This is a genomic window from Pseudomonas reinekei, assembly GCF_001945365.1.
Taxonomy (GTDB): Bacteria; Pseudomonadota; Gammaproteobacteria; order Pseudomonadales; family Pseudomonadaceae; genus Aquipseudomonas; species Aquipseudomonas reinekei.
The window spans coordinates 61,250-87,522 of record NZ_MSTQ01000022.1 but is presented as its reverse complement, the minus strand read 5'-3'; the positions used below and the strand labels follow the sequence as shown (position 1 = coordinate 87,522).

29 protein-coding genes and 1 pseudogene are annotated in these 26,273 nt (G+C 60.7%); 16 read left to right on the top strand and 14 right to left on the bottom strand.

Features of this window, described 5'->3' with window-relative positions; genetic code table 11:
- Positions 1-815 precede the first annotated feature (815 nt).
- The 3 genes from BVK86_RS25525 to BVK86_RS25515 all read left to right on the top strand — a co-directional run bounded on the left by BVK86_RS25525 (position 816) and on the right by BVK86_RS25515 (position 2,637).
- Positions 816-1,556: a response regulator gene (locus BVK86_RS25525; RefSeq protein WP_075949020.1), complete on the top strand. Its 741-nt coding sequence runs from the start codon at positions 816-818 to the stop codon at positions 1,554-1,556.
- Between the two features lie 170 nt (positions 1,557-1,726).
- Positions 1,727-2,182 (top strand): hypothetical protein, encoded by a 456-nt coding sequence (locus BVK86_RS25520; protein ID WP_075949019.1) that lies wholly within the window; start codon positions 1,727-1,729, stop codon positions 2,180-2,182.
- Between the two features lie 230 nt (positions 2,183-2,412).
- On the top strand, positions 2,413-2,637 hold the full coding sequence (locus tag BVK86_RS25515; RefSeq protein ID WP_075949018.1) for a hypothetical protein: 225 nt from the start codon (positions 2,413-2,415) through the stop codon (positions 2,635-2,637).
- Between the two features lie 104 nt (positions 2,638-2,741).
- Here the strand turns inward: BVK86_RS25515 and BVK86_RS25510 are convergent, their stop codons facing one another.
- The 3 genes and pseudogenes from BVK86_RS25510 to BVK86_RS25505 all read right to left on the bottom strand — a co-directional run bounded on the left by BVK86_RS25510 (position 2,742) and on the right by BVK86_RS25505 (position 4,890).
- The gene (locus tag BVK86_RS25510; RefSeq protein ID WP_075949017.1) at positions 2,742-4,172 is read right to left on the bottom strand and encodes an FAD/NAD(P)-binding protein; all 1,431 of its coding nucleotides are present in this window, start codon (positions 4,170-4,172) and stop codon (positions 2,742-2,744) included.
- Positions 4,173-4,186: 14 nt separating this feature from the next.
- Positions 4,187-4,309: pseudogene (locus BVK86_RS30235) on the bottom strand (ABC transporter ATP-binding protein); the annotation flags it as partial.
- Between the two features lie 17 nt (positions 4,310-4,326).
- Positions 4,327-4,890: a helix-turn-helix domain-containing protein gene (locus tag BVK86_RS25505; RefSeq protein WP_075949016.1), complete on the bottom strand. Its 564-nt coding sequence runs from the start codon at positions 4,888-4,890 to the stop codon at positions 4,327-4,329.
- On the opposite strand from BVK86_RS25505, the gene BVK86_RS25500 reads away from it, so the two are divergent.
- The 7 genes from BVK86_RS25500 (at position 4,885) to BVK86_RS25470 (ending at position 12,217) form a co-directional block, all read left to right on the top strand.
- Positions 4,885-5,910 (top strand): DMT family transporter, encoded by a 1,026-nt coding sequence (locus BVK86_RS25500; protein ID WP_075949015.1) that lies wholly within the window; start codon positions 4,885-4,887, stop codon positions 5,908-5,910. The genes BVK86_RS25505 and BVK86_RS25500 overlap by 6 nt on opposite strands.
- A gap of 243 nt (positions 5,911-6,153) precedes the next feature.
- Positions 6,154-9,072 (top strand): monovalent cation/H+ antiporter subunit A, encoded by a 2,919-nt coding sequence (locus BVK86_RS25495; RefSeq protein WP_075949014.1) that lies wholly within the window; start codon positions 6,154-6,156, stop codon positions 9,070-9,072.
- A complete protein-coding gene (locus BVK86_RS25490; RefSeq protein ID WP_007944721.1) occupies positions 9,072-9,416 on the top strand; it encodes a Na+/H+ antiporter subunit C in 345 nt (114 codons plus the stop codon). Before BVK86_RS25495 ends, BVK86_RS25490 begins: the two co-directional genes overlap by 1 nt.
- Positions 9,413-11,098, top strand: coding sequence for a monovalent cation/H+ antiporter subunit D (locus BVK86_RS25485; RefSeq protein WP_075949013.1), 1,686 nt, complete (start codon positions 9,413-9,415; stop codon positions 11,096-11,098). Before BVK86_RS25490 ends, BVK86_RS25485 begins: the two co-directional genes overlap by 4 nt.
- Positions 11,095-11,583, top strand: a complete 489-nt coding sequence (locus BVK86_RS25480; RefSeq protein WP_075949012.1) for a Na+/H+ antiporter subunit E — start codon at positions 11,095-11,097, stop codon at positions 11,581-11,583. Before BVK86_RS25485 ends, BVK86_RS25480 begins: the two co-directional genes overlap by 4 nt.
- Positions 11,580-11,858, top strand: coding sequence for a K+/H+ antiporter subunit F (locus BVK86_RS25475; protein WP_075949011.1), 279 nt, complete (start codon positions 11,580-11,582; stop codon positions 11,856-11,858). The genes BVK86_RS25480 and BVK86_RS25475 overlap by 4 nt, the downstream gene beginning before the upstream one ends.
- Positions 11,855-12,217, top strand: a complete 363-nt coding sequence (locus tag BVK86_RS25470) for a Na+/H+ antiporter subunit G (RefSeq protein WP_075949010.1) — start codon at positions 11,855-11,857, stop codon at positions 12,215-12,217. The genes BVK86_RS25475 and BVK86_RS25470 overlap by 4 nt, the downstream gene beginning before the upstream one ends.
- A gap of 156 nt (positions 12,218-12,373) precedes the next feature.
- Here BVK86_RS25470 and BVK86_RS25465 read toward each other — a convergent pair whose 3' ends face one another.
- The 4 genes from BVK86_RS25465 to BVK86_RS25450 all read right to left on the bottom strand — a co-directional run bounded on the left by BVK86_RS25465 (position 12,374) and on the right by BVK86_RS25450 (position 14,827).
- The gene (locus BVK86_RS25465) at positions 12,374-12,811 is read right to left on the bottom strand and encodes a DUF3995 domain-containing protein (protein WP_075949009.1); all 438 of its coding nucleotides are present in this window, start codon (positions 12,809-12,811) and stop codon (positions 12,374-12,376) included.
- A 228-nt stretch (positions 12,812-13,039) separates the two neighbouring features.
- Positions 13,040-14,056 (bottom strand): ABC transporter substrate-binding protein, encoded by a 1,017-nt coding sequence (locus tag BVK86_RS25460; protein ID WP_075949008.1) that lies wholly within the window; start codon positions 14,054-14,056, stop codon positions 13,040-13,042.
- A 118-nt stretch (positions 14,057-14,174) separates the two neighbouring features.
- Positions 14,175-14,378: a hypothetical protein gene (locus BVK86_RS25455; protein ID WP_075949007.1), complete on the bottom strand. Its 204-nt coding sequence runs from the start codon at positions 14,376-14,378 to the stop codon at positions 14,175-14,177.
- Positions 14,378-14,827, bottom strand: coding sequence for a hypothetical protein (locus tag BVK86_RS25450; protein ID WP_075949006.1), 450 nt, complete (start codon positions 14,825-14,827; stop codon positions 14,378-14,380). Before BVK86_RS25450 ends, BVK86_RS25455 begins: the two co-directional genes overlap by 1 nt.
- Before the next feature lie 431 nt (positions 14,828-15,258).
- Here BVK86_RS25450 and BVK86_RS25445 point away from each other — a divergent pair, with 431 nt between their 5' ends.
- The 3 genes from BVK86_RS25445 to BVK86_RS25435 all read left to right on the top strand — a co-directional run bounded on the left by BVK86_RS25445 (position 15,259) and on the right by BVK86_RS25435 (position 16,276).
- Positions 15,259-15,507: a hypothetical protein gene (locus BVK86_RS25445; protein ID WP_075949023.1), complete on the top strand. Its 249-nt coding sequence runs from the start codon at positions 15,259-15,261 to the stop codon at positions 15,505-15,507.
- Positions 15,508-15,668: 161 nt separating this feature from the next.
- Entirely contained in the window at positions 15,669-15,899 is a 231-nt protein-coding gene (locus BVK86_RS25440) for a hypothetical protein (protein WP_075949005.1), read from the top strand.
- 137 nt (positions 15,900-16,036) lie between these two features.
- A complete protein-coding gene (locus BVK86_RS25435) occupies positions 16,037-16,276 on the top strand; it encodes a DUF2789 domain-containing protein (RefSeq protein ID WP_075949004.1) in 240 nt (79 codons plus the stop codon).
- Between the two features lie 8 nt (positions 16,277-16,284).
- On the opposite strand, the gene BVK86_RS25430 is transcribed toward BVK86_RS25435, so the two are convergent.
- The 4 genes from BVK86_RS25430 to BVK86_RS25415 all read right to left on the bottom strand — a co-directional run bounded on the left by BVK86_RS25430 (position 16,285) and on the right by BVK86_RS25415 (position 20,267).
- The gene (locus BVK86_RS25430) at positions 16,285-16,488 is read right to left on the bottom strand and encodes a hypothetical protein (protein WP_075949003.1); all 204 of its coding nucleotides are present in this window, start codon (positions 16,486-16,488) and stop codon (positions 16,285-16,287) included.
- A gap of 130 nt (positions 16,489-16,618) precedes the next feature.
- The gene (locus BVK86_RS25425; protein ID WP_408002995.1) at positions 16,619-17,842 is read right to left on the bottom strand and encodes a methyl-accepting chemotaxis protein; all 1,224 of its coding nucleotides are present in this window, start codon (positions 17,840-17,842) and stop codon (positions 16,619-16,621) included.
- Between the two features lie 628 nt (positions 17,843-18,470).
- Positions 18,471-18,875 carry a TraR/DksA family transcriptional regulator gene (locus tag BVK86_RS25420; RefSeq protein ID WP_007907888.1) on the bottom strand — a complete coding sequence of 135 codons (405 nt, stop codon included), beginning with the start codon at positions 18,873-18,875 and terminating at the stop codon, positions 18,471-18,473.
- Positions 18,876-19,334: 459 nt separating this feature from the next.
- Entirely contained in the window at positions 19,335-20,267 is a 933-nt protein-coding gene (locus tag BVK86_RS25415) for a hypothetical protein (RefSeq protein WP_075949001.1), read from the bottom strand.
- A gap of 267 nt (positions 20,268-20,534) precedes the next feature.
- On the opposite strand from BVK86_RS25415, the gene BVK86_RS25410 reads away from it, so the two are divergent.
- Both BVK86_RS25410 and BVK86_RS25405 read left to right on the top strand, forming a co-directional pair.
- Positions 20,535-21,218 carry a response regulator transcription factor gene (locus BVK86_RS25410; RefSeq protein WP_020796732.1) on the top strand — a complete coding sequence of 228 codons (684 nt, stop codon included), beginning with the start codon at positions 20,535-20,537 and terminating at the stop codon, positions 21,216-21,218.
- Positions 21,196-22,590: a sensor histidine kinase gene (locus BVK86_RS25405; RefSeq protein WP_075949000.1), complete on the top strand. Its 1,395-nt coding sequence runs from the start codon at positions 21,196-21,198 to the stop codon at positions 22,588-22,590. The genes BVK86_RS25410 and BVK86_RS25405 overlap by 23 nt, the downstream gene beginning before the upstream one ends.
- Before the next feature lie 35 nt (positions 22,591-22,625).
- On the opposite strand, the gene BVK86_RS25400 is transcribed toward BVK86_RS25405, so the two are convergent.
- The 3 genes from BVK86_RS25400 to BVK86_RS25390 are packed head-to-tail and all read right to left on the bottom strand — an operon-like array spanning position 22,626 to position 24,878.
- Positions 22,626-23,036 (bottom strand): SRPBCC family protein, encoded by a 411-nt coding sequence (locus BVK86_RS25400; protein WP_075948999.1) that lies wholly within the window; start codon positions 23,034-23,036, stop codon positions 22,626-22,628.
- A 25-nt stretch (positions 23,037-23,061) separates the two neighbouring features.
- Positions 23,062-23,859, bottom strand: a complete 798-nt coding sequence (locus BVK86_RS25395; protein WP_075948998.1) for an SDR family NAD(P)-dependent oxidoreductase — start codon at positions 23,857-23,859, stop codon at positions 23,062-23,064.
- Between the two features lie 2 nt (positions 23,860-23,861).
- Complete coding sequence (locus BVK86_RS25390; protein WP_075948997.1) at positions 23,862-24,878, bottom strand: aldo/keto reductase; 1,017 nt, start codon at positions 24,876-24,878, stop codon at positions 23,862-23,864.
- A gap of 219 nt (positions 24,879-25,097) precedes the next feature.
- Between BVK86_RS25390 and BVK86_RS25385 the strand changes: the two genes are divergently transcribed.
- Entirely contained in the window at positions 25,098-26,024 is a 927-nt protein-coding gene (locus BVK86_RS25385; RefSeq protein WP_075948996.1) for a LysR substrate-binding domain-containing protein, read from the top strand.
- Positions 26,025-26,273: the final 249 nt, after the last annotated feature.

The window sequence follows — 26,273 nt, the reverse complement described above, 5'->3', positions numbered from 1 at the left end:
GTGAGGCCGAGCGCAGGTGCTGCGCAGTGGGCAACCCGGCATGGATGCCGGGTTAGCCGCCCCCGGCCATGGATGGCCGATGGCGGCGGGCCCACGGAGCAGGACCGGAGCGCGGGCATGCCGAGCCTAGGCGAGGCACCGAACGAAAGGGGCAAGAGCCCTTTGGTTACTTTGGGGCTTTTCCAAAGTGACCCGCTGTAAGAGCGGAACCCTAAGCAGCCGTTACCGCAGAAACGGATATGTACACCAGCAAATGCAAGGCTGACAGTCAGGCCGCCATCGCTGGCAGGCCAGCTCCCACAAGAATCGGGTACGACCGCAACATCAAGGTCGCCTGTCAGGCCGTCATCGCTGGCAGGCCAGCTCCCACGGAAATCGGGTGTGGCCACAACAGCCAGGTCGGCTGTCAGGCCGCCTCGCATTTGATTTGGCTTTTGATTCACCTGCCCCCTCGTGAGGCCGAGCGCAGGTGCTGCGCAGTGGGCAACCCGGCATGGATGCCGGGTTAGCCGCCCCCGGCCATGGATGGCCGATGGCGGCGGGCCCACGGAGCAGGACCGGAGCGCGGGCATGCCGAGCCCAGGCGAGGCACCAAACGAAAGGGGCAAGGGCCCTTTGGTTACTTTGGGGCTTTTCCAAAGTGACCCGCTGTAAGAGCGGAACCCTAAGCAGCCGTTACCGCAGAAACGGATATGTACGCAACCCACCCAAAGCATGGTCGGCTACAAGGCCGCCAAGCCCAAAAAATCCGACAACCACAATCGCCGCCGCTCCTCTAGAATGCCCCAAACCGCGAATAACAAAAGGATCACCCCATGGACCACACCAACCATATCCTGATCGTCGACGACGATCGTGAAATTCGCGAACTGGTCGGCAACTACCTCAAAAAGAACGGTCTGCGCACCACCATGGTCCCCGACGGCCGGCACATGCGCAGCTTCCTCGAAACCAGCCAGGTCGACCTGATCGTCCTCGACATCATGCTCCCCGGCGATGACGGCCTGGTCCTGTGCCGCGAACTGCGCTCAGGCAAACACAAAGCCACGCCCATCCTGATGCTCACCGCGCGCAACGACGAAACCGACCGCATCCTCGGCCTGGAAATGGGCGCCGACGACTACCTGACCAAACCCTTCGCCGCCCGCGAACTGCTGGCGCGGATCAACGCCGTGTTGCGCCGCACCCGGATGCTGCCACCGAACCTGCTGATCACCGAAAGCGGCCGCCTGCTCAGTTTCGGCCGCTGGCGCCTGGACACCACCGCGCGCCACTTGCTGGACGAAGACGACACCCTGGTCGCCCTCAGCGGCGCCGAATACCGGCTGCTGCGGGTATTCCTCGATCACCCGCAACGGGTGCTCAGCCGTGATCAATTGCTCAACCTGACCCAAGGCCGCGATGCCGACCTGTTCGACCGGTCCATCGACTTGCTGGTCAGCCGCCTGCGCCAACGACTCAAGGATGACTCGCGGGAGTCGACCTACATCAAGACCGTGCGCAGCGAGGGCTACGTTTTTTCCTATCCGGTGGAAATGCTCGATACCCAGGTATAAGCATTTACCGAGGGTTTTGTATCCGTCTGTATAAAATCCTCCCCCGGATACCTAAACGCCGATTTCGAGCGTTTCAGGCACACATCAGCGATACACCCCGGCGTTTAACTGTGAACACCAGCTAGCACGAGCTACTGACCCCTCACACTTAAGCGCACGGAGAATTACCCATGTTCAACTTCTCGAAAGTTTCGTCCCTGGCACTCGGTCTCGCCTTGGTGGGCGGTCTTGGCTTGTCCAGCCTGGCATCGGCCAACACCTCGAACACCGTGTCAAACAGCCAGATTCAGTCGCTGCTGGCAGAGGGTGGTTCAGACCGGTTGCAACAAAATCGCGTGGTTGAAGGTGGCTCTGACCGCCTGATCCAGAACCGCGTCGCCGAAGGTGGCTCTGACCGGTTGCAACAAAATCGCGTGGTTGAAGGTGGCTCTGACCGCCTGATCCAGAACCGCGTCGCCGAAGGTGGCTCTGACCGCCTGATCCAGAACCGTGTCGCCGAAGGTGGTGCCGATCGTTTGCGAGAACTGCGTGAGCGAGTGGCTTCGATCCCTCACAACGCGCTGCTCGGCGGCGTGATCGTTGCCGAAAACCGTGCCGAGTTCGGTTCAAAATATCAGCGCTACTGATCACGATTGCCCAATCAGCAAATATCCCTGTGGGAGCGGGCTTGCCCGCGATGATGGAACACCAGGCGACATCATCGTCGACTGTCAGGTCCCATCGCGGGTAAGCCCACACAGTTTTGTTTTTTGAAGATCATCGCTCTCGATAATAACTATGCGTCAGGGTGTTTTTTCATCACGACGCTCCAGCACTAAAGTAGGCACATCTTCTCCCCACACTCTGGAGCAACATCATGAAAAGCATCATCGGTATCGGCTTCGCCCTTTCGGTTCTTGGCGCCACTTCCGCCATCGCCGCCCCACACGCAACGACCCCCGTCGTAGCAGCAGCCAAAGTCAGCCAACCGGCCATCCTGAACGTGAACACCGTCAGCGTTGACCAGAAAGACACCCAGGCGAGCAAACTCTACGTCGCCGAAAATCGTCCTGAGTTCGGTTCCAAATATCAGCGCTATTGATCAACGGCCTTGGGCTGCTTGAAACAAGAAACCCCGCCAACGTGCGGGGTTTCTTCATTTCCAATGTGGCAAACTCGCTCATCACTGGGTTATTCCAACAGCAATTAAACAGTTGCCAATCGTGCAGCCAACGCCTTGGCCTGACTGGCGACGTCAGTGACGGCGGTGCTTTCCCACCACATACCGCGCAACGGCGGGCCCATGGCGAACAGCCGCTCGGCCACCCGTCCCTCGGCATCCAGCACCGCGCCATCCACCTCGGCGGCAATCCCCAGCGCCAACGGCCCCGGCCGAATCAGCCCGCGCGCCAGCAATTGCTGCGGCAACGGCCGGGCGACCCGGCGCCAGTCGTACTCGATGCCACTGGAGTTGATCAACGCCGCGCCCCTGACGACAATTGTCTGCGCCTCAGCTCGACGACGAATACGGATACTCACGCCACCGCCCGCAGCAGGCTCCAGCCCTTTGAACGACGCGGCCTGAATCCGCAAGCGCCCTTCTCCGTGCAAGCGTTCCACCAGTTCGGCGCTCAAGGGTGGCGAACGGTGGTGATGGCTTTCCCACCAGGGACGCACATGGCGCACAAACTGCCGGCGTTGCGCATCGGTGGCCTGATTCCACAAGCGACCAATGTGCGCGCGCACCGTGTCCAGCGGCGCTTGCCAATCAATCCCTTGCGCAATGGCATCGCGGCAGTGCCGACGCAGTTCACGCACCAGCTGGCGTGGTGTGCGAATGCTGTGATCCTCGGCCAGGAAATCCACCCAGGCCGGTGGCTGCCGCCGCACATGAGGCAACAACCCGTGACGGGAAAACACCTCGATTGGCCCGCGATGCCCGGCCTGTTCCAGCGACACCACGGCATCGACCATGGTCAGGCCCGAGCCGATGATCAGCACTGTCGATTGCGGGTCGAGCTGCTGCATGGCCGCCACATCCCACGGGTCGAGCGCCGCCGCGTTCAAGCCGCTGGATTCGGTCTGCGGTGTGCGCGCGGCCGGAAACATCCCTGTGGCAAGCACCGCACATGCACCCTGCAAACGCTGGCTATCGCTCAACGTCAGCCGCACCGATTCGGCATCGGTTTGCAAGTCCACTACTTCAGCCCGCACGTGCTCGACCGTCGAACCGTTAAAAGCCCCCACCGATTGCGCCTCGGCCAGACGCTGTTGCACATACAGGCCGAAAATCCCCCGGGGCGGGAACAGTTCACTGATCGGCACAGGTTGCTCGTTCGACTCTGGCCACCCTCCGGCGGCGATGTATTCGGTCAGCCATTGCGTCAAGTCATCGGCGTTGTCCGGGTCGACGCTCATGCGCGCGGCGTTGCCGTTGAGCGTATGGCCCAGTTCCACGGCGCTGTAGGCTTCGCCGCGCCCCAGCTCGGCGCGCGGTTCGATCACCAGCACCTGGCGTTTGCCCGGCAGGCGCAACAATTGCGCCGCCAGCATCGCGCCGCTAAGGCCGCCGCCGATGATCAGGATGTCCGCGTGACGGATGACGTCGGTCGGCTGTCCGCTTTGGGTTTCGCTCATGCCGTTCTCACTGATCAATGTTTGCCTGGATAAAAATCATGCAAATCGCCCCGGGCCAGCAGCTCGCTGGCGCTGCCGGACAACACCCTCTGGCCGGTATCGAGGGCGGGGGCCGTGGACGCGGACTTGATCGCCACTGTTGACGGGCCGACAGTCAGATCACCACGTTACGTACGAACCGCACCGCCACCGCCCCCTCGTTACGATAGGAATGTGGCTGGTTGCTGGCGAACATGAAAAACTCACCTGCGGCAATCTTGTGCGGCACATCGCCGACCATCAGCGTCAGGCAACCCTCGAAGACATAGAACTGCTCGCTCCAGCCATCGGCATCCGGCTCCGACGGGTAGTGCTCGCCCGGTTCAAGGCGCCATTCCCAGAGTTCGACTTCACGGGAGGCGTTGGCCTTGGCCAGCAACACCGCCTTGCTGCCGGGGATCGTCCCGGCCCAGGCCAGTTCGTTGATGCGGCTGTGGTCACGAACATCGGGCGCCTGGATCAGATCGCTGAACGCCACGTCCAACGCTTCGGCCACGCGGTCGAGGGTCGTCAGGCTGACGTTCTTTTCGCCCGCTTCGATGGCCACCAGCATACGGCGACTGACCCCGGACTTTTCCGCCAAAGCAGCCTGGCTCATGTCGGCCGCATGGCGCAGACGTCGAACATTCTGGCTGACGTGCTGAAGGACCGAAGCCCGCTGCGAAGAATCTTTGTGCACTATATTGCTCACTCAGTGGTGCTGCGCAGTATACTGCCCAACTTCCGGCGCATTGTGCGTCCCCCTCAGGTAGCACGCAAGATTATGACGTCGGTGAATACCTCCCAGAACCCTTCCCGCTTCCTTCGGCTCAGCAAGGCCGAATGCGTACTGGTGTTGATCACCATGGTCTGGGGCGGGACCTTTTTGCTGGTCCAGCATGCGATGACCGTCAGCGGCCCGATGTTTTTCGTCGGCCTGCGCTTTGCCGCCGCCGCGATCATCGTCGCCCTGTTCTCCTGGCGCAGCCTGCGGGACCTGACCCTGTTCGAACTCAAGGCCGGTGCCTTCATCGGCGTGGCAATCATGCTCGGATACGGCTTGCAGACCGTCGGATTGCAGAGCATTCCCAGCAGCCAGTCGGCTTTTATTACCGCGCTCTACGTGCCATTCGTGCCCCTGTTGCAGTGGCTGGTGCTGGGACGTCGACCGGGGCTGATGCCGAGCATCGGGATCATGCTGGCCTTTACCGGATTGATGCTGTTGTCCGGTCCTTCCGGCGCTGAGTTGAACTTCAGCCCCGGTGAAATCGCCACGTTGATCAGCGCCATCGCGATTGCCGCCGAGATCATCTTGATCAGCAATTTTGCCGGCCAAGTGGATGTTAAACGGGTAACGGTGGTGCAACTGGCGGTGACGTCGGTGCTGTCGTTCCTGTTGGTGGTGCCGACCCAGGAACCTATTCCGGACTTCTCCTGGCTCCTGTTGTGCAGTGCCTTGGGGCTGGGCGCGGCGAGTGCGGCGATTCAGGTGGCGATGAACTGGGCGCAGAAGAGTGTCTCGCCGACTCGCGCCACCTTGATTTATGCCGGCGAGCCGGTATGGGCCGGGATTGTCGGGCGGATCGCCGGGGAACGTTTGCCGGCCATTGCACTGCTGGGGGCAGGGTTGATTGTGGCGGCGGTGATTGTCAGTGAGTTGAAGACCAAGGGTAAAACTGTTACGGCGGCGCAAGCGCTGGAGCGGGAGACCCAGGGTTAACCGCTTTTTTTCTGCGTTTTATAGACAGCCATCGCGAGCAGGCTCGCTCCCACTCCTGGAATGCATTTCCTGTGGGAGCGAGCCTGCTCGCGATGGGGCCGGCACAGGCGAAATCCATATCCCCGAAACAATGTTAAACAGGCTTTTTCCGTCTACCTTGTAGGATTCTGCGACAGCTTGGCGTTTGGTGATCCGGGAGCTGGCACGTATGATGCTTCACAAACTTCCGCAGATTAGAAGCCTATGTCCCTGATAGTTCTACTGCTTCTGCCTTTCTTGGGTAGCTGTCTGGCAGCGGTGCTGCCACACAATGCGCGTAACACCGAATCGCTACTGGCTGGCCTGGTTGCCCTGATCGGCACCCTCCAGGTCGCTCTCCTGTACCCGCAAATCGCCCATGGCGGCGTGATCCGTGAAGAATTCTTCTGGCTGCCAAGCCTGGGTTTGAACTTTGTCCTGCGCATGGACGGTTTCGCCTGGCTGTTCTCGATGCTGGTGCTGGGCATTGGCACGCTGGTGTCGTTGTATGCCCGTTATTACATGTCGCCGGACGATCCGGTGCCACGGTTCTTCGCGTTTTTCCTGGCGTTCATGGGCGCCATGCTGGGGCTGGTGATCTCGGGCAACCTGATCCAGATGGTGTTTTTCTGGGAGCTGACCAGCCTCTTCTCGTTCCTGTTGATCGGCTATTGGCACCACCGCGCCGACGCACGGCGCGGAGCCTACATGGCGTTGATGGTCACCGGCGCGGGCGGTCTGTGCTTGCTGGCGGGGGTCATGCTGCTCGGCCATGTGGTCGGCAGCTATGACCTGGACAAGGTCCTGGCCGCCGGCGATCTGATTCGCGCACATGCCCTCTACCCTATCCTGCTCCCCCTGATCCTGATTGGCGCACTGAGCAAAAGTGCGCAATTTCCCTTCCACTTCTGGCTGCCCCACGCCATGGCCGCACCGACACCGGTGTCGGCCTATCTGCACTCGGCAACCATGGTCAAGGCCGGTGTGTTCCTGCTGGCAAGGCTGTGGCCGTCGCTGTCCGGCAGTGAAGAATGGTTCTACATCGTCAGCGGCGCCGGGGCCTGTACCCTGTTGCTCGGTGCCTACTGCGCGATGTTCCAGAATGACCTCAAGGGTCTGCTGGCCTATTCGACCATCAGCCACCTCGGCCTGATCACCCTGCTGCTCGGGCTGAACAGCCCGCTGGCTGCCGTGGCCGCGGTGTTCCACATCCTCAACCACGCCACCTTCAAGGCCTCGTTGTTCATGGCCGCCGGGATCATCGACCACGAAAGCGGCACCCGTGACATCCGCAAACTCAGCGGTCTGGTCAAACTGATTCCATTCACTGCGACCCTGGCCATGGTCGCCAGCGCCTCCATGGCCGGTGTGCCACTGCTCAACGGCTTCCTGTCGAAAGAGATGTTCTTCGCCGAAACCGTGTTCATCAACGCCACGGCCTGGGTCGAAGCCACCTTGCCGATCGTCGCGACCATCGCCGGGACCTTCAGCGTCGCCTACTCCCTGCGCTTTACTGTGGACGTGTTCTTCGGCCCGCCCGCCACCGACCTGCCCCACACTCCGCACGAGCCGCCGCGCTGGATGCGGGCGCCAGTCGAGTTGCTGGTGTTCGCCTGTCTGGTGGTCGGAATCTTCCCGGCGCAGGTGGTCGGCCCGTTGCTCGCCGCTGCGGCGCAACCGGTCGTTGGCGGGCAGTTGCCGGAATACAGCCTGGCCATCTGGCACGGTTGGAACGCGCCAATGATCATGAGCCTGATCGCCATGTCCTGCGGTGTGTTGCTTTACCTGCTGCTGCGCAACCAGCTCAAGCGCGGTCGCTTCAACCATCCGCCACTGGTGGGTCGATTCAACGGCAAGCGTCTGTTCGAACGGGCGCTGGTGCTCAAGATGCGCTTGGCCCGCCGTGTGGAACAGCGAGTCAGCACCAGGCGCCTGCAAACCCAACTGTTCCTGATGGTGCTCGCCGCCGTGCTGGCTGGGTTGATCCCGATGCTGCACAGCAGCCTGAGCTGGGGCGACCGGCCGAAGATTCCGGGTTCGATTGTATTCGTCATTCTCTGGTTGCTGGCAATCGCCTGCGCGCTTGGCGCAGCCTATCAAGCCAAGTACCACCGTCTCGCCGCACTGACCATGGTCAGCGTTTGCGGCCTGATGACCTGCGTGACCTTCGTCTGGTTCTCGGCGCCGGACCTGGCGCTGACGCAACTGGTGGTCGAAGTGGTGACCACCGTGCTGATCCTGCTGGGCCTGCGCTGGTTGCCACGGCGGATCGAAGAGGTTTCGCCGCTGCCGAGCACCCTGCGCAAAGCCCGCATCCGCCGCTTCCGTGACTTGCTGTTATCCACCGTGGTCGGCGGCGGCATGGCGCTGCTGTCGTACGCCATGTTGACGCGGCAGACGCCCAACGACATTTCTTCGTTCTACCTGAGCCGTGCCCTGCCCGAGGGCGGCGGCAGCAACGTGGTCAATGTGATGCTGGTGGACTTCCGAGGCTTCGATACCCTCGGTGAAATCACCGTGCTGGCGGCAGTGGCGTTGACCGTGTTCGCCCTGCTGCGGCGTTTCCGCCCGCCGAAGGAAAGCCTGCAATTGCCCGCCCAGCAGCGCTTGCTCGCACCCGACGTGGTCACCGATCTGGTCAACCCGCGGCACGCCAGCGATACCGCGCTCGGTTTCATGATGGTTCCGGCGGTGCTGGTGCGTCTGTTGCTGCCGATTGCGCTGGTGGTGTCGTTCTATCTGTTCATGCGCGGGCACAACCAGCCGGGCGGCGGTTTCGTCGCCGGGCTGGTGATGTCGGTGGCGTTCATCCTGCAATACATGGTGGCCGGCACCCAGTGGGTCGAGGCGCAAATGAGCCTGCGTCCGCTGCGCTGGATGAGCGTCGGCCTGCTGTTCGCCACGCTCACTGGCCTGGGGGCGACGCTGGTTGGCTATCCGTTCCTGACCACGCACACCTGGCACTTGGACTTGCCACTGCTGGGTGACATACACCTCGCCAGCGCGTTGTTATTCGACGTTGGCGTGTACGCGGTGGTGGTCGGTTCGACGCTGTTGATCCTCACCGCCCTGGCCCACCAATCGGTTCGCGGCCACAAAACCGCGTCCCAGCCCAAACCCGTCGCCATGAAGGAGGCCGTCTGATGGAAGAAGTCATCGCAATCGCCATCGGCGTCCTGGCCGCGTCCGGCGTCTGGCTGATCCTGCGCCCACGGACATTCCAGGTGGTCATGGGCCTGTGCCTGCTGTCCTATGGCGTCAACCTGTTCATCTTCAGCATGGGCAGCCTGTTCATCGGCAGAGAGCCAATCATCAAGGACGGTGTGCCCCAGGACCTGCTGCACTACACCGACCCGTTGCCGCAAGCGCTGGTGCTGACGGCGATTGTCATCAGCTTCGCCATGACCGCGCTGTTTCTGGTGGTTTTGCTGGCCTCCCGAGGCCTGACCGGCACCGACCATGTGGATGGCCGGGAGCCTAAAGAATGAATGCAATGACGCACCTGATCGCCGCGCCCATCCTGCTGCCGCTGCTGACCGCCGCGATCATGCTGATGCTCGGCGAGAAACACCGCCCGCTCAAAGCCAAAATCAATCTGTTCTCCAGCCTGCTCGGGCTCGGCATCTCCGTTCTGCTGCTGCAATGGACCCAAACCACCGACGTGCCCGGTTCCATCGGCGTGTACCTGCCGGGCAACTGGCAAGTGCCGTTCGGCCTGGTGCTGGTGGTCGATCGCCTGTCGGCGCTGATGCTGGTGCTCACCGGGATCATCGGCGTCTGCGCGCTGTTGTTTGCCATGGCCCGCTGGGACAGCGCGGGTTCGAGTTTCCACGCACTGTTCCAGATTCAGTTGATGGGCCTGTACGGCGCGTTCCTGACCGCCGACCTGTTCAACCTGTTCGTGTTCTTCGAGGTGCTGCTGGCCGCTTCTTATGGCCTGATGCTGCACGGCTCGGGCCGGGCGCGGGTGTCTTCGGGGCTGCATTACATCTCGATCAACCTGTTGGCCTCGACCCTGTTCCTGATCGGCGCGGCGCTGATCTACGGCGTCACCGGCACCCTGAACATGGCTGACCTGGCACTGAAAATCCCGCTGGTGGCGGAAGCCGATCGCGGCCTGCTGCATGCAGGCGCGGGGATTCTGGCGGTGGCATTCCTGGCCAAGGCCGGCATGTGGCCGCTGAACTTCTGGCTGGTGCCGGCGTATTCCTCGGCGAGCGCGCCGGTGGCGGCGATGTTCGCGATCATGACCAAGGTTGGCATCTACACCCTGCTGCGCCTGTGGACCCTGCTGTTTTCGGGTCAGGCCGGGGCGTCGGCGTACTTCGGTGGCGACTGGCTGATCTACGGCGGCATGGCGACCATCATTTGCGCTGCCGTGGCGATCGTTGCCGCGCAACGCCTGGAACGCATGGCCAGCCTGAGCATTCTGGTGTCGGCCGGGATCCTGCTGTCGGCGATCGGCTTCGCCCAGCCCAACCTGATTGGCGCGGCGTTGTTTTACCTGGTCAGCTCGACCCTGGCCCTGAGCGCGCTGTTCCTTCTGGCCGAGTTGATCGAGCGCTCGCGCTCCGCCAATGAAATCCCGCTGGAGGATGAAAACGAGATGCTGCCGCGGCCGCTGGAATCGCTGCACCCGGCCAAGGGCGTCAACCTCGATGACGACCGCAAAGCCGTGGTCGGCCAGGTGATTCCGTGGACCATGGCCTTCCTCGGCCTGAGCTTCATTGCCTGCGCCCTGCTGATCATCGGCATGCCGCCGCTGTCCGGGTTCATCGGCAAACTGAGCCTGCTCAGCGCCCTGCTCAATCCGATGGGCCTGGGCAATGGCAGTGACGCGCCGATCTCTAATGCGGCGTGGGGTTTGCTGGCGTTGCTGATTCTTTCCGGGCTGGCCTCGCTGCTGGCTTTCTCGCGCCTGGGCATCCAGCGTTTCTGGACCCCGGCAGAACGGCCTTCGCCGGTGCTGCGGCGGTTTGAGTGCGTGCCGATCTTCGCCCTGCTGGGCTTGAGCATCGCGCTGACGTTCCAGGCCGAGCCGCTGTTGCGCTACACCCAGGCCGCTGCCAATGCCTTGAACAACCCGCAGCAATACGTGATGGCCGTGCTCGGCACCCGTGCCGTGCCGAGTCCGGAAGCTCGGGCTGCACTGCTGGAGGTGCAACCATGAAGCGTCTGTTTCCTGCGCCGTGGTTGTCACTGGCCCTGGGGCTATTGTGGCTGGTGCTGAACTTGTCGATGAGCCCCGGCAACCTGCTATTGGGCGCTGCCCTGGGCTTCTGTGCGCCGCTGATGATGCGCAAGTTGCGTCCGTTGCCGATCCGCATTCGCCGGCCGGGTGTGATGCTGCGCCTGTTGTTGGTGGTGGGTCGCGATGTGCTGGTGTCCAACCTTGCAGTGGCCTGGAGCGTGCTCAATGCCGGCCGCCGCCCGCCCCGCTCGCGCTTCATCAAGGTGCCGCTGGACCTGCGCGATGCCAACGGCCTGGCGACGCTGTCGATGATCTGCACCGTGGTGCCCGGCACCGTCTGGTCGGAATTGGCCCTGGACCGCAGCATTCTGTTGCTGCACGTCTTCGATCTGGATGACGAAGCGCAGTTCATTGAACACTTCAAGGTGACTTACGAGCGCCCGCTGATGGAGATTTTCGAATGAGCGCCCTGCTGTCAAATGCGATTCTGCTGAGCCTGTTTCTGTTTTCCGTGGCGATGATCCTGACCCTGATCCGCCTGTTCAAAGGTCCCTCCGCCCAGGACCGGGTCCTGGCGCTGGATTACCTGTACATCGTTGCGATGCTGATGATGCTGACGCTGGGCATTCGCTACGCCAGTGACACGTACTTTGAAGCGGCGTTGCTGATTGCGCTGTTCGGCTTCGTCGGCTCCTTTGCCTTGGCGAAATTCCTGCTGCGTGGCGAGGTGATCGAATGAACGCAGAACTGTCTCTATGGGTGGAAATCCCGGTGGCGATCCTGCTGGTGCTCGCCGGCCTGTTCGCGCTGATCGGCGCCACGGGCCTGCTGCGTATGAAAGATTATTTTCAGCGCATGCACCCACCGGCCCTGGCCTCCACGTTGGGCGCGTGGTGCGTGGCACTGGCTTCGATCATCTACTTTTCGGCGTTGAAGTTCGCACCGGTTCTGCACGCCTGGCTGATCCCGATCCTGCTGGCGATCACCGTACCGGTGACCACCCTGCTACTGGCGCGGGCGGCGCTGTTTCGCAAGCGCATGGCGGGGGATGATGTGCCGGCGGAGGTGAGTAGTCGGCGGACCGAGAGTGGTAGCTAAGTTAAGAATATGCAGGGACTGAGCGGGCCTCATCGCGAGCAAGGCCGCTCCCACAGGTTATAGGCTGTACGCAGATTGTGTGAACGACAGCAATCACTGTGGGGTGAGCTTGCTCGCGATAGCAATCGTCCATTGAACACCGCAGACCCGCCTGTCTCAGCTCCAGGCCACTGCCAATAATCCACTGCCCAACACCACGCACAACGGCGAGTAAACCCAGGTATCCCAACGGGCAAACCTGGAGCCCTTGATCTCCTTGAAAAAACCCATCAGCTCCGAATCGCCAATTGCCCTGGCGAACAGCAACAGCGCAATCGCACTGATCACCCACTGCAACATTTGATGATGCACCTGCGGCAGCCACCAGCCGACCCGCAAACACACCAACAGGGCAATCACCATCAGGGCTGCGGCCACCAGCAGCGTGAGCCAGCCTCGCGGCTTGAAGGCCGGACGCAGTTGCGTGCCGCCTTCCAGTGGCACTTGGGGAACGGCCGCCACCGCGGCCCATTCACCGCCCAGCGCCCAATAAACGTGAACCAGAGCAATCGCCGCAAATATCGTCACCAGCCATTGAGCCAACGCAAAGGTCATGGTTGAGGATCCTTGAAAGGGATTTGGTCAAATCATCCTAGTCGGCATTTTTTGATGTGCACGACCGTTGGTGCACAACCTGACAAACGTGGGGGGCAACAAAAATCAGGAGCATCGCGAGCAGGCTCGCTCCCACTGGGGTTCTTCAGTGATCACAGATTCTGCGAACGACCGGGAACCCTATGTGGCAGCGAGCCTGCTCGCGATGGCGGTGTCAGACTCGCCGCATCACTTCAATTCGGCAGACACTTTGTCCGCCACATCCTTCGGCACCCAGGCCTTCCACACATCCGGATGCTTCTTCATGAAGTTCTCGGCTGCCTGACGGGGCGCGGTGTGTCTCTCGCTCATCTCGGCCAGTGCCTTGTTCAACGGATCAATCGGAAAATCGACCTTGGCGAAGAACTCGGCAATCTGCGGATACTGTTTCTGGAACGGCGTGGATACGCCAATGGACAGCTTCGAGGGCAGTGAACGCGTAGGTTGGGGATTGGGGTTGTCGGCGTCGGTCAGGGTTTTCCAGGCTTCGGCGTCGAACGGTGGCTCTTCAAGCTGGATGAGCTTGAAACGACCGAGCAAGGGCGTAGGCGACCAGTAGTAAAACAGCACCGGCTTGCCCCGGCGGATCGACGAGCTGATCTCGGCGTCCAGCGCCGCCCCCGAACCGCTGCGGAAGTTCACATAGCTGTCGTCCAGCCCATAGGCCTTGAGCTTTTGCTTGTTGACCACTTCCGAGGTCCAGCCAATGGGGCTGTTGAGGAAGCGTCCCTTGCTCGGCGCTTCCGGGTCCTTGAACACGTCCTTGTATTTGGGCAGGTCGCTGACACTGCGCAAATCCGGCGCCATCGGCTTGATGCCCTTGGCCGGGTCACCCTTGATCACGTACTCCGGCACCCACCAACCTTCGGTGGCTCCCTTGACCGTATCGCCGAGGCTGACGACCTTGCCTTGCGCTTCGGCCTTGACCCACACCGGACTGCGTCCGGCCCACTCTTCGCCAATCACCTGAATGTCATTGTTGGCCAGGGCGGTTTCCAGGGTAATGGTCGTGCCCGGCAACGTGTCGGTCGGCAGGCCGTAACCCTTCTCGACAATGATCCGCAGGATGTCCGTGATCAGGCTGCCGCTTTCCCAGTTCAGGTCGGCGAAATGAATCGGCGCCTGGGCGGCCAGAACCGGAACGGGAGACGTCAACAAACCGCAAGTGGCCAGAACCGCAGCCAGCAACCGTCTAAAACCTTTCATGCTTTTGCACCTCGTGCTGTTCACAGCAATCTCAGGATGGCCTGGCAGAAGACCGCAAAGCCTCTGAATAATCAGTCAACTGACTGTAGTAGAGGTTCCTGCTTTCGAGGGGCATGGATCAGTTTTCAGAAATTTCCTGCAAGCGCATCAACTCTCTTCTGACCATGCTGGCGTAGGCCGCCGGGCGCAACGCGTAGATCTGTGACGCCACCCAGTTCAGCCAGGCTCCCTGCAGAACAGCTTTCTGCTCGAACAACCGCAGGGCTTCGGCTTGGGCGCTCGCCTGATAATGTTCGTGGAAGTCGGCGCGGGTCTGGGTCATTACTCGCTGGCCTTGAAGGTCACCAGCTCGCCTTTGCGCCATTTAGCGGCTTTGGCGGTTACCGCTTTCAAGGTTTTGGTCAGGCCTTCCTGTAACTGCTGGTGGGCGGCAAACACCGTGACCACGCTATGACCTTCCTTGAACAAAACGGCCTGGCCGTCGGCGGTGGTGACGAAGGCGTAGTCGCCCAGGCCATAGACCGTCAGTTTGATTTCACGGAATTTGATTTCCAGCTTGCCGCCCTCACGGCTGGGCAATACCGAAGCGCTGAAATGATCACCGACCTTGAGCTTGAGCCCCGGCTTGTCATCCACCACCAGTGCTGACTCGGTGTCGATTTCGGCAACGTAGATGCCTTCGGCATTTTGTTCGGTGATGTAGACGAAACGTGACTGAAACTGCTTGACCAGCTTTGCGCGCAAATCACCCAGAACGAACAAAGCATGCATATCGAGATTACTTACTGCCAAGGAAACATCCCCACATCTAAAAATGATGCTGCACGCGAAAAAGCGCACAGCCGAAAAAGGCGGCAATGCCGAAAATAAAACCAAAAGACCCGAGGTTGAAAGCCTGAATGAGCAGAGGACTCATCCATCAAGCGGCTAGAGCAGACTACTGGAACGTCGCTCAAATCGCTTTGCCTGGCATTCGTCAAGGGTTGAAGGAAAACGCCTTTCTTACAGCCAGAGAAATACGGACTATCAACTTCAGGGAAAAAACTCTTAAAAAAAAGCACTTTTCTGACATATCGCCCGCCGAAAATTGCTTTAGATACCCCTCAATCCCCACCAGTGAGGGTGATTCTAGAGCAGCGATGCTCACCGAGACTACCCATAACGACGTACATACGTCGGCAAAACTACGAAAAGGACTTCATATGTGCACGATGACACACTTCGCCCACCCGCAACTTCCCTGCTCCGGCAACCCTTCGGCCCTGTATCCGGTGGCATTGCATGCCCCTGACACGCATCTGCCAGACCACCAGCCGCCCAGGTTTCAGGTGATTCTGGCCGGGAATGCATTTTTCCATATCAAGGAAATTTCCACGGGGCATGTAAGAGGCTTCCGGGGTAATCACAACGACGCCTGCGCCCTCGCCCGTTCGCTTGAGTCGCGCATTTGACTGCTTTACCGCTCCTCTCCCTTGAATACGTTTCGTCATGCCGGCGACTTAACTCAGCCGCCGGCCTGCAACTGCTGCCATACTGCCCGACCAATCAAACGCGTCCCGCCAAAGAGGACGACGTTGAACACAACAATATATTTCCAAGGGAAGGCTGCGACGTGACGGAATTTGATATCGGCGAGTTTTTTATCCGGGGCGAAGCCAGAGAAATCGAAGGCGAGTTCCAGGCAGTGATAGTCATGCGCGCCAAGCCACCACAAAAAGCCGTGACCTATCACCAGGTCGAAAAAGATCGCTGGTTCAAAAGTTCTGAAATTGCCGCCATCGCTGCCCAGGAATCCGCCCGGGAATTGAAGGCTGCCGTCGACGCCGGGGCATTGAAAGCCTGATGCCCGGGTTTGTGGCGTCTATGCTCATCGCTGCGTTTGAACATCGCTTTCGAACTTACTGAAACGCTACCCGCTCAGAAGTAATGGAGCCGTAGCTCAGGCTTCGTACGCGACCGATTATCTGCAAGGAGATGAAGATGGAATCACCGACCCACGACTTGAAAGGCTTGTTCGACCAGCTCGGCCTGGATTCCACCCAGAAAGCTATCGACGATTTCATTGCCAGCCATTCACCGCTGCCCGATGACAAGAAGCTCATCGATGCCGATTTCTGGACGCCACAACAGGCAGGTTTCCTCAAAGAACAATTGCGCGAGGATGCCGACTGGGCGCGGGTGGTCGACGACCTCAACCTGCGCATGCATCAGGTTCACTAGTTTGAGCCTCAATGCAGGCTGGCTGATCTGTCGGCGTTCAATTGCGCCAACCAGGCAGCCTTGCATTCCTCCGCTTCGGTGCGGCTGGAAAATGCCGTCCCCCGGCGTTCACCGTTGAGCAACACCACCCAGCAAACACTCTGCCCCAGCGCCCGCAAACTGGCGGGTACGCCGCTGCCGATCATCACCGCGACATCCACTTTGCCTTGCATGCTGCCCCCTCGCCTATGGTTAGCAACCTGATTAGTAGACAGGTTAATCAGGTTCGTCGCGAGGAAACAGCAAAGACCCTGCACAGATTAATTGCAGGGTTAGTAACAATCGTTCACCGGGCCAAATGGGCTAACGCGGTTTTTCTGGCTTGTACCCCAGGCGCAAGCCACCCCAATGACGCCCCTTGAGCATGATCGGCACCGACAAGTCGTGCATCAGCTCACCCGTGTCACGGGTGTAAGTCTGTAGCAGCACCGGTTGCTGGTGGCTGCCGCAACGGATCCCGGTGCGATCGGCGAACTTGCGTTTGGTACGGTTTTGCAGGGTATCGACCTGGGCATCACCCGTCAGTGGCTGACTGAAAACCGCGTTATGGGTCGGTACGTAGCCTTGCTGAGTGCAGGCGATGGCGAATACCAAACCTTCATGGCGTGGCAGCAACGGCTCTTGGATAGTCGGCAAGACCTGATCGGTGTAGCGGTCGAAGCGTGTCTGAAATTTCGCCGGGCTGGTGTTGGGGATCGCCTGATAGTTGCGGTCGAACAGGTCGTCGAGGCTGATACGGCCCGCCTCAATATCCGCCTCGAAACGCGCCGAGATCTGGCTTGCGCCTTCCCGGGCCAGGTCATACACGCGCTGGTGATAGTCATCCAGGCCGACTTCGGCCAAGCGCTCGCTGATGGTTTCGGCCTGACCTTCCATCTGCACCGCGGCTTCGGCCAGGCGCCGGGTCTGCTGGTCACTGATCGCCAGGTCGCTGCGCATCTGTTCGATAGCGTGAAACAGACTGTCGAGTTGCTCACGATTGGTGTCGGCGCCACGGGCAATTTCCCCGACCTGATTCTCGACGCTGGCGGCCAGTCGGGCGATGTTTTCCAGGTGTTGCCCGGTGTGCTCGACTTGCTCGACGCCGGTATCCAGGTCCCTGGATAACTGACGAATCTGTTCCACCACCTGGGCGGTTCGGTGCTGGATGTCGGCCACCATTTCCCCGACCTCTCCCGTCGCCGTCGCCGTTCGCGCAGCGAGCCCGCGGACTTCGTCGGCGACCACCGCGAAACCACGGCCATGCTCGCCGGCGCGTGCGGCTTCAATGGCGGCGTTCAGCGCCAGCAGGTTGGTCTGGCTGGCGATGGACTGGATGACCAGGGTGACGCGCTGGATATCATCACTTCGCAAGCTCAACGCTTCGATCAGTTCACGGCTGCTGTTGGCGCGCTGGCTGAGTTGATGCATGCGCGCAATCGACTCGATCAGCTCGACCCGCCCTGCTGCACCGCTCTGATGGGCCTCGCTGGCCGCACTCAACGCCTCGCGACTGAGGATCGAAGTGGCCTGTTCGGTAGCGATCATGACTTCAGCGTTGCTGACGATTTGTGCGGCCGCGCCGAGTTGCGACTGCAGCTTGTCGGCCAGCTGTTTGACGGAAAAGGCTACGCCAGCGGCTGACAGCGCATTGTGACTGGTGGTGTAGGAAAGATCCCGGGTCAGAGCAGAAATGGCGCTGGACGTATCCGCAGGCGCGGTTTCGGGCGTTGCGCGCGACCGCAGGCGTGGCAGCCAGATAATCAGGATGACCAACGGCAGACCAAGGTAAAGCGACCAGCCCCCCAGCGTCATGCCACACAGCAACAGCATCAGGGCGATGCTTTGCAGCGTCGGTGTGAACCAGCGGTTTTTCGGCAAAAACACTGGTGCAGGCACGGCCGCAACCAGAGACTCGTCTCTCGTCATCGTTGTCACCCCAAACATCTTCTAATTGTTGTCTTCGGATTAAACGCCACTATAGGGCCATTATCTATGAGCCTTTAGTCGTGGACGTTGCAACAGATCAATAGAAGGACGGAGGTTTCTACGGACGTCGGAAAGCAAAGATCGCAGCCTTCGGCAGCGCCCATAGGGTTAAGTGAACCCATGCAGGTGCTGTCGAAGGCTGCGATCTTTTCAAGGCAGCCCACGTTAAACGGGCTGCCTCGCAGAATCAGGCCTGACGCTGGTGCTTGTCGATCTGCTCGTGACGCTCTTGAGCTTCGATGCAGTACTTGGTGGTTGGACTGATCAGCAGGCGCTTGAGGCCGATTGCCTCGCCGCTATCGTCACACCAGCCGAAGCTGTCTTCCTTGATGCGCTCAAGGGCTTGTTCCAACTGAGGCAGCATGCGCTGGTCGCGATCGATCGCGTTCACCAGCCAGGTACGCTCTTCTTCAACGGAAGCCGCGTCAGCCGGATCGGCCGGGGTGTCCAGGCTTTCGATGGCGATGCGATTCTGTTCGATGCGCTCATGGGTTTCGACTTTCATGTTCTGCAACAGCTCGCTGAAAAAAGCATGTTGCTCGGCGTTCATGTAGTCATCCGCCGGCATGGCCAGCAACTTGTCCTTTGTCATTGATATCTCTATAAAAAACGTGCATTAAGGCGAATTAGGGAGCGTTCCGGCAGACCTGGACGGGTCATCGGAAAGGCGCCGTTTATACCAAGCGCCACCCGGCACTCAATTTACGAGGGGCGGCAGTCTAAGGCCGAGTTGAGGCCTCAGCAACTGAAAAGACAGCGAATTTGTCCGACAAAGCCTCGAAAATGTTTTACGGCAGGCGTTGAGGTGGATATCGGAGTGCGTTTATAGCAAGAAATTCAACCCAGCACAGGTATATAGAAGATAAACGGCTGTGTTTGCACGTCCCTGTACCGGCCCTGCATAAACAAAGTCGCCGCTTCCACCCAAGGTGGAAGCGGCAGAGGCACGAGCCTCAGTCGATCAATGCATGAACAGAGCGATCAGGATGATGATCGGGATCGGTACGCCGAGAAAGAACAGCAATAATGAACGCATGATGATTCTCCTGGTTTAACGAATCGTTGGGGTGGTTACGTAGGTGTCGGTTTCCAGATACACCACGGCATCCCGGCGACGGCCACCGAAGGTCGCGGCAAGGCTGGCGAAGAACGCACCGGCCAACAGGGCAACAAACATCCAGAGGGTGGTCCAGGCGGCGACTTTGGCGGCAGTGTCAGCCGCTTGCTGCGCAGCCAGCTTGGCGTCGGCCACGGCTTTTTGCGTGCGGGCATAGACTTCATCGACCCGACGTTCTGCGTCCGCTTGCGTCAAATTGGTCCGTTGCGCCACCAGTTGCGCCAGATAAGCGCGATCTTCGGCGGCCAGTTGCCCGTCGTTGCTCAAGGAGCGCACGAAGATCCGGGTTACCGTGCCCCGCGCGGCGTCATCGCTGACGGCGGCCGGACGATCATCGCGAAACAGGCTGTCAATGTAGTAACCGTATTGATCGCCATCGGAATTACCAGCCGCAGCGCCCGCCGCTTGCGTGGCTGCAGTGGCGGCACCACCGACCATGTTTGCCCCTGCCTGCACCCCGCCGCTTACCAGGCTGCTGACCGAGCCAGCCACCAAGGTGGCCGTCACCAGCGTCGCCACGCACCAGGCGAGAAAGCCATGGGCGGTGTCGCGGAAGTACACCTCATCGCCATGCATGTACGCCCACTTCACCCGCAGCCGCCCGGCGATGTAACCGCCGGCGCCAGAAGCGATGATTTGTGTGACAGCCAGCCAGACAATGGTCGAAATACCCAGGCCCTTGGCGCTTACACCTTCATTGGCCCACGGCGAGACCGCCGAGAATCCCAGGCCGAAACCCAGCAGCACAAGGATCAGCGATAACGCCGCGGCAGCCGCGGCCCCGGCGAAAATCGCCCCCCACGACACGCCGGACAGCGTCGTCGATTCGTCTTCGGCAGGATAGAAACCATCAGAGGATCTATTCATTGTTATATCGCTCCAGGCAGAAAAATGGTGTTACAACTCTCGAAGGAGCAATTGCAGACACCGTGCCAGGCGCGCATTTTGAAAAACCCCAAGGTTTTCAGTGAGGTACAAAGTTTGAACTTCGGCGATTCTTGCAATTTGCAACGAATAGGCAGACTCAGCGGGTTTTATGCATTGAAGCGTCCATGAACTTTTATTTAGAAAGCCTGCGACCATTTCTTGGCAAAATGCCCCACAACGTTGTGAACATTTAATCAGGCCAAATCCATGACCCGCATCTTGACCATCGAAGACGACGCCGTGACCGCCCGTGAAATCGTCGCCGAATTGAGCAGCCATGGCCTCGACGTCGATTGGGTCGACAACGGCCGTGAAGGGCTGGAGCGTGCGGTCAGCGGAAACTATGACCTGATCACCCTCGACCGCATGTTGCCCGAGCTCGATGGCCTGGCGATTGTCACCACGTTGCGGACCATGGGAGTGGCCACGCCGATCCTGATGATCAGCGCCCTGTCCGACGTCGATGAGCGCGTTCGCGGTCTGCGCGCTGGCGGCGACGATTACCTGACCAAGCCGTTCGCCACCGATGAAATGGCTGCCCGGGTTGAAGTGCTGCTGCGTCGACAGAACACCGTGACCGCCCAGGCCACCACGTTGCGGGTGGCGGATCTGGAGCTGAACCTGATCAGCCACGAAGCCAGCCGCGACGGTCAACTGCTCACGCTGCTGCCCACCGAATACAAGCTGCTGGAATTCCTTATGCGCAACACCGGGCAGATCCTGTCGCGGATGATGATTTTCGAAGAGGTCTGGGGTTACCACTTCGACCCCGGCACCAACCTGATTGATGTGCACATCGGCCGCTTGCGCAAAAAGATCGACCCGCCTGGCAATGTCCCATTGATTCGAACCGTGCGAGGCTCGGGTTATGTCATTGCCGAACCCGTCTAAAGGCTGGCGCTCTTCCAGCAGTCGCTTGCTGGCGCTCTACAGTGCGCTGTTCGTCGCCTGGAGCGGCATTCTGATGGGCGTCATGTACTTCGAAGTATCCGCTTACCTGGACAACCTGGCCAAGCATTCGCTGATGCAGCGCCAGCACCTCTTTTCGCGTTTCCAGGGCGAACAACTGGTGGACGCCCTCGCCGTCAGCATGACCTTCGACATCCGCGGCATCGATGGCTATGGCCTGTTCGATCAGCAACAGCGTTACCTGAGCGGCGCCCTGGACCACATCCCCCGTGGCCTGCCGCTGGACGGCAAGATTCACATGCTCAGCGATTGCGCCGACTCCGACGACCCGACGCTGCCCAATGACAGCTGCGACGCCGTGGCGACCCAGACCCGGGACGGCCTCCTGCTGGTGCTGGTGCGCGACAACGGCTCGCTGTTCGCCGTAACCCGGATCATTTTGCACGCGTTGTTCTGGGGCGTGACCCTGACCATCCTGCCGGGCATCGTTGGTTGGCACCTGTTGCGCCGCCGTCCGCTAAGGCGGATCCGCGCGATTCAGGCCAGCGCAGAAGCCATCGTCGCCGGTGACCTCACCCGACGCTTGCCGCTGTCCAATCGCCGGGATGAACTGGACATGCTCGCGGCCATCGTCAACGCCATGCTCGAACGCATCGAGCGCCTGATGCACGAGGTCAAAGGCGTTTGCGACAACATTGCCCATGACCTGCGCACGCCCCTGACCCGCCTGCGCGCCCAGCTTTACCGCATGCAGCAACAGGCCGGCGAAGGTTCGGCGCAGGCGGCGCAACTGGATCTGGTATTGGGCGAGGCCGACACGTTGATGGCGCGGTTTCGTGGCTTGCTGCGGATTTCCGAACTGGAGGATCGCCAGCGCCGTTCCGGCTTCGTGCAACTCGATCCGGTGTCGTTGCTGCAAGAGTTGCATGAATTTTATCTGCCACTGGCGGAAGACGACGGCCTGACGTTCGAGCTGCAATTGCCTGAATCATTGCCGCCGCTCAATGGTGATCGGGCCTTGCTGTTCGAAGCGTTGGCCAATCTGTTGAGCAACTCGATCAAATTCACCCCGCCCGGCGGCCAGGTGATTTTGCGCGGGATCGACGAAGGCGGACACACCCGCATCGAAGTGCTGGATTCCGGCCCGGGCATTCCCGAGGCCGAGCGCGAAGCGGTATTCCAGCGCTTCTACCGCGCTGAGGCGGGGAATCTGAAAAGCGGTTTTGGCCTGGGGCTGTCGATCGTCGCGGCGATTGTCAGCCTGCACGGGTTTACGCTGGAGGTGGGCCGCAGCGAATTGGGGGGCGCGCGGTTGGTGCTCGATTGTGAGCAGCGTCTGATTGCTCCCGCCTGACGCTGCTCACAGACAAACCACCCCCTGTGGTGTTGTCAGGTCGGGTAATTGGCCCGCAGCGCCTCGAGGCCTCCCTGGTAGATCCCGGCAAACAACGCCTCTACTTCCTCGTTACTCACACCTACCGGTTCAAACCGGCCGGACCATGTAACCCGAGCCCCGTCGCCCTGCGCTTCAACCTTGATCGTCGCCAGGTATTCGGACGCCGGAAACGGTGCCTGCAAAATCGAGTAGCTGTACGTCTTGGCGGCGTTGTCGAACGTTTGCAGGCGCTCGACCACCACGCCACCGTCCGCCGTTTGCAGACTGCGCACACGCCCGCCTTCGCTCAGCTCGCTCTTGGGGATGAACGGCAGCCAGTCCGGCAGCGAGTTGAAACCACCGATCAATTGCCAGACCTGATCGGCCGAGGCCGGGATGTCGATGAATGCTGATGCAGTTGCCATGTAAAGCGCCCTCAATGAATAAGGTTCAGATGGCCATGCTGTCGACGACACCGCCGTCGACTCGCAACGCAGCGCCCGTGGTGGCCGAGGATAGCGGCGAAGCAATGTACGCCACCAGGTTCGCGACTTCATCGACATGGGCAACGCGCTGGATGATCGAGGTCGGCCGCGCCTCACGTACGAAGGCGTCGGCTTCCTCCTGGAGGCTGCGACCGGACGCGGCAATGGCATCCTTGAGCATCAGCTCCACGCCATCGGTCAACGTCGGGCCTGGCAGGATCGCGTTGACCGTCACCCCGGTGCCCGCCAGCCGCTTGGCCAGTCCGTGGGACACCGCCAGGTTGGCGCTTTTGGTCACGCCATAATTGAGCATGTCGGCCGGAATGGCGATGCCGGATTCCGAGGACAGGAAAATCACCCGCCCCCAGCCCTGCTTGACCATGTCCGGCACGTAATGCCGGGCCAGGCGTACACCGGAGATCACATTGATTTCGTAGAAGCGCGTCCACTCGCTATCGGGCGTTTCAAAGAAATCCACCGCGTTGAAAATCCCGAGGTTGTTCACCAAGATGTCCGCCCGCGGTTCGGCGGCGAACAGTTTCTCCGCGCCTTCAGCCGTACCGAGGTCAGCGGTCAGTCCACGTAATTGAGCACCGGGCACCTGCTCACGAATGCTCGCCAACGCCTGCTCGACCTTGGCCGACTCGCGACCGATCACCACCACCGTGGCGCCGGATTCGGCCAGTGCCTTGCTGATGCCCAAACCAATGCCAGCGGTGCTGCCGCTGACAATCGCCAGTTTTCCACCCAGATCGATTTTCATGCTCAAGCTCCAATGATCGGCAACGGCGCGCGCTCGGAAACCAGTTTCGCTTCGCGCATCGCTTGCCAGAAGGCTGCGGGAATCACCGCCGACAACGCGGCCACATCTTCGGCAATCCGTTCCGGGCGGCTGGAACCTGGAATCACCGCCGCCACGGCCGGGTTTGCCAACGAGAACTGCAACGCAGCGGCTTTGATATCAACGCCATGGGCTGCCGCGATGCGTTTGATCTGCTCGACCTTGTCGATGATCGCCGGGCTGGCCTTCTGGTACTCGAAGTGCGCGCCACCGGCCAGGATGCCCGAGCTGTACGGGCCGCCGACCACGATCTCGACGTTCTGTGCCAGGGCCGCGTCCATCAAGCGTTGCAAGGCGCGGTCATGGTCGAGAAGAGTGTAGCGACCCGCCAGCAGAAAACCGTCCGGTTGCGCTTCGCTCAGATCAAGGGTCAATTCGCACGGCTCGACCTTGTTCACGCCCAGGCCCCAGCCCTTGATCACGCCTTCTTCACGCAGGCGGGTCAGCACTTTGAACGCGCCGGTGCGGGCCTGGTTGAAGTACTCGAGCCACTGATCACCGTAGAAGTCCTGGGCGATGTCATGCACCCAGACAATATCCAGTCGATCGGTCTGCAGGCGCTTGAGGCTGTCTTCGATCGAACGCAGGGTGGCGTCGGCGCTGTAGTCGTTGACGATCTTGTTCGGGCGACCGTGCTCGAACACCCCGCTCTTCTCGCCCAAATCCCGGGCAGCGGCGTCTTCGACTTCATCGAGGATCACCCGCCCGACCTTGCTGCTGAGTACGTAGTCGTCGCGGTTGTAGCGCGACAGCGCAGCGCCGAGGCGAATCTCCGACAGGCCCGAACCGTAGAACGGCGCGGTGTCGAAGTAGCGCACGCCGGCATCCCAGGCAGCGTGGACGGTGGCTTGCGCTTGCTCTTCAGGAATGGCACGGAACATGTTGCCCAGTGGTGCAGTGCCGAAACCCAGCGCGCCGGGCAGTTTGTCTTTCAAGCTCATCATCAATTCCTCTCGAATGCGGATTGACCCTGTAGGAAACGGCTTGCAGGCGATCGCGATTTAGCCGGCGATACCTGTGGCGACTGGTTCAACGCTATCGCCAGCAAGCCGGCTCCTACAGAGAACGGTGATTTGTCTTACCGATGGGCCAATCCTAGATTGCGCCGTTCGGACCGTCCAAGACATAATGTGCAGCACTTGAGTCCCTATAGGTCTGACATGATCGACATCCGCCAATTGCGCTACTTCGTCGCCGTCGCCGAAGAAGAACACGTCGGTCGCGCCGCCGAACGCCTGCACATTTCCCAGTCGCCCCTGAGCCGGCAGATCGCCCAGCTCGAAGAACGCCTGGGCCTGACCCTGTTCGAGCGCAGCCAGCAACGCATCCGCCTGACCCGCGACGGCCAGACGTTCCTCGCCGAAACCCGCGCCCTGCTGACCCACGCCAATCGCCTGGAATCCCTTGGCAAACGTCTGGGCCGTGGTGAGGAAGGCGGGTTGTGCATCGGCTATATCGAAAATGCCATGCATGCGGGCGTCCTGCCCAATGCCTTGCGCGTGTTGCGGGTTGACCGGCCGAATGTGCATGTCGCGCTGTACAACCTGAGTTCCGCCGAACAATTGGAAGGTCTGCGTCAGCGTAGTCTGGATATCGCCCTGGTCAGCGAGCCGCCGACGGACGACGATCCGGACTTGCTGGGTTTTCAGGTGTTGGATGACCCGATGCTATTGGCCATGCCCGAGGAACATCCGCTCGCACAGAAAACCGTGCTGACGCCGGAAGATCTCGCCGACCAGGAGTGGATTGGCGTGCAACACCACCAGAATGTCAGCGGCCGCGAAAACTTTGTCAGCGCCTGCATCCGCGCCGGCTTCACCCCGGACATCCGCATGGAGGCCACCGGCCCCTTCACGGCAATGGCGCTGGTGGCCTCGGGACTGGGCATCGCGATGATTCAGAAGGGCCTGAGCCGCAACGCACCGCCGGGCGTGGTGCTGCGGGAGGTGCCATGGATTTCCCTCTCCAGACCACTGTGGGCGGCGTGGCACCGGATCAATTTGCGGCCGTTGGTGGAGACATTCAGGAAAGTGCTGACCGAACCAGACTCGGCCCAGGGTTTATGGCAGCCGTTCAAGGTTGTTTAACGGCTGTCAGCGTTACTTCATGAAAGCTACAACGCCTTGCGTCGTTGCCTACGCTTACGCCAGAATCCGCCGGCTTGTGCGCCTTGGGGCCGGGTTCTATCGTTGGCCGGTCGCTGGAAAACAGTGATCGGGTTTGGTAGCCCGGCTTGCGAAGTGCACAACATCATTTGCGATGATTCTCCGTCGCTGTTTTATGGTGGTCATGCACAGGGTGCCCTCGGGCGCGCCGGTCTCCTCGCATCCCGGTCT

Bases quoted from the DNA above. Each gene is read 5' to 3' on its own strand.
- BVK86_RS25525 (WP_075949020.1), top strand. From the start codon at position 816: ATGGACCACACCAACCATATCCTGATCGTCGACGACGATCGTGAAATT.
- BVK86_RS25520 (WP_075949019.1), top strand. From the start codon at position 1,727: ATGTTCAACTTCTCGAAAGTTTCGTCCCTGGCACTCGGTCTCGCCTTG.
- BVK86_RS25515 (WP_075949018.1), top strand. From the start codon at position 2,413: ATGAAAAGCATCATCGGTATCGGCTTCGCCCTTTCGGTTCTTGGCGCC.
- BVK86_RS25510 (WP_075949017.1), bottom strand. From the start codon at position 4,172: ATGAGCGAAACCCAAAGCGGACAGCCGACCGACGTCATCCGTCACGCG.
- BVK86_RS25495 (WP_075949014.1), top strand. From the start codon at position 6,154: ATGTCCCTGATAGTTCTACTGCTTCTGCCTTTCTTGGGTAGCTGTCTG.
- BVK86_RS25490 (WP_007944721.1), top strand. From the start codon at position 9,072: ATGGAAGAAGTCATCGCAATCGCCATCGGCGTCCTGGCCGCGTCCGGC.
- BVK86_RS25485 (WP_075949013.1), top strand. From the start codon at position 9,413: ATGAATGCAATGACGCACCTGATCGCCGCGCCCATCCTGCTGCCGCTG.
- BVK86_RS25480 (WP_075949012.1), top strand. From the start codon at position 11,095: ATGAAGCGTCTGTTTCCTGCGCCGTGGTTGTCACTGGCCCTGGGGCTA.
- BVK86_RS25475 (WP_075949011.1), top strand. From the start codon at position 11,580: ATGAGCGCCCTGCTGTCAAATGCGATTCTGCTGAGCCTGTTTCTGTTT.
- BVK86_RS25470 (WP_075949010.1), top strand. From the start codon at position 11,855: ATGAACGCAGAACTGTCTCTATGGGTGGAAATCCCGGTGGCGATCCTG.
- BVK86_RS25465 (WP_075949009.1), bottom strand. From the start codon at position 12,811: ATGACCTTTGCGTTGGCTCAATGGCTGGTGACGATATTTGCGGCGATT.
- BVK86_RS25460 (WP_075949008.1), bottom strand. From the start codon at position 14,056: ATGAAAGGTTTTAGACGGTTGCTGGCTGCGGTTCTGGCCACTTGCGGT.
- BVK86_RS25455 (WP_075949007.1), bottom strand. From the start codon at position 14,378: ATGACCCAGACCCGCGCCGACTTCCACGAACATTATCAGGCGAGCGCC.
- BVK86_RS25450 (WP_075949006.1), bottom strand. From the start codon at position 14,827: ATGCATGCTTTGTTCGTTCTGGGTGATTTGCGCGCAAAGCTGGTCAAG.
- BVK86_RS25445 (WP_075949023.1), top strand. From the start codon at position 15,259: ATGTGCACGATGACACACTTCGCCCACCCGCAACTTCCCTGCTCCGGC.
- BVK86_RS25435 (WP_075949004.1), top strand. From the start codon at position 16,037: ATGGAATCACCGACCCACGACTTGAAAGGCTTGTTCGACCAGCTCGGC.
- BVK86_RS25430 (WP_075949003.1), bottom strand. From the start codon at position 16,488: ATGCAAGGCAAAGTGGATGTCGCGGTGATGATCGGCAGCGGCGTACCC.
- BVK86_RS25425 (WP_408002995.1), bottom strand. From the start codon at position 17,842: ATGATCGCTACCGAACAGGCCACTTCGATCCTCAGTCGCGAGGCGTTG.
- BVK86_RS25420 (WP_007907888.1), bottom strand. From the start codon at position 18,875: ATGACAAAGGACAAGTTGCTGGCCATGCCGGCGGATGACTACATGAAC.
- BVK86_RS25415 (WP_075949001.1), bottom strand. From the start codon at position 20,267: ATGAATAGATCCTCTGATGGTTTCTATCCTGCCGAAGACGAATCGACG.
- BVK86_RS25410 (WP_020796732.1), top strand. From the start codon at position 20,535: ATGACCCGCATCTTGACCATCGAAGACGACGCCGTGACCGCCCGTGAA.
- BVK86_RS25405 (WP_075949000.1), top strand. From the start codon at position 21,196: ATGTCATTGCCGAACCCGTCTAAAGGCTGGCGCTCTTCCAGCAGTCGC.
- BVK86_RS25400 (WP_075948999.1), bottom strand. From the start codon at position 23,036: ATGGCAACTGCATCAGCATTCATCGACATCCCGGCCTCGGCCGATCAG.
- BVK86_RS25395 (WP_075948998.1), bottom strand. From the start codon at position 23,859: ATGAAAATCGATCTGGGTGGAAAACTGGCGATTGTCAGCGGCAGCACC.
- BVK86_RS25390 (WP_075948997.1), bottom strand. From the start codon at position 24,878: ATGAGCTTGAAAGACAAACTGCCCGGCGCGCTGGGTTTCGGCACTGCA.
- BVK86_RS25385 (WP_075948996.1), top strand. From the start codon at position 25,098: ATGATCGACATCCGCCAATTGCGCTACTTCGTCGCCGTCGCCGAAGAA.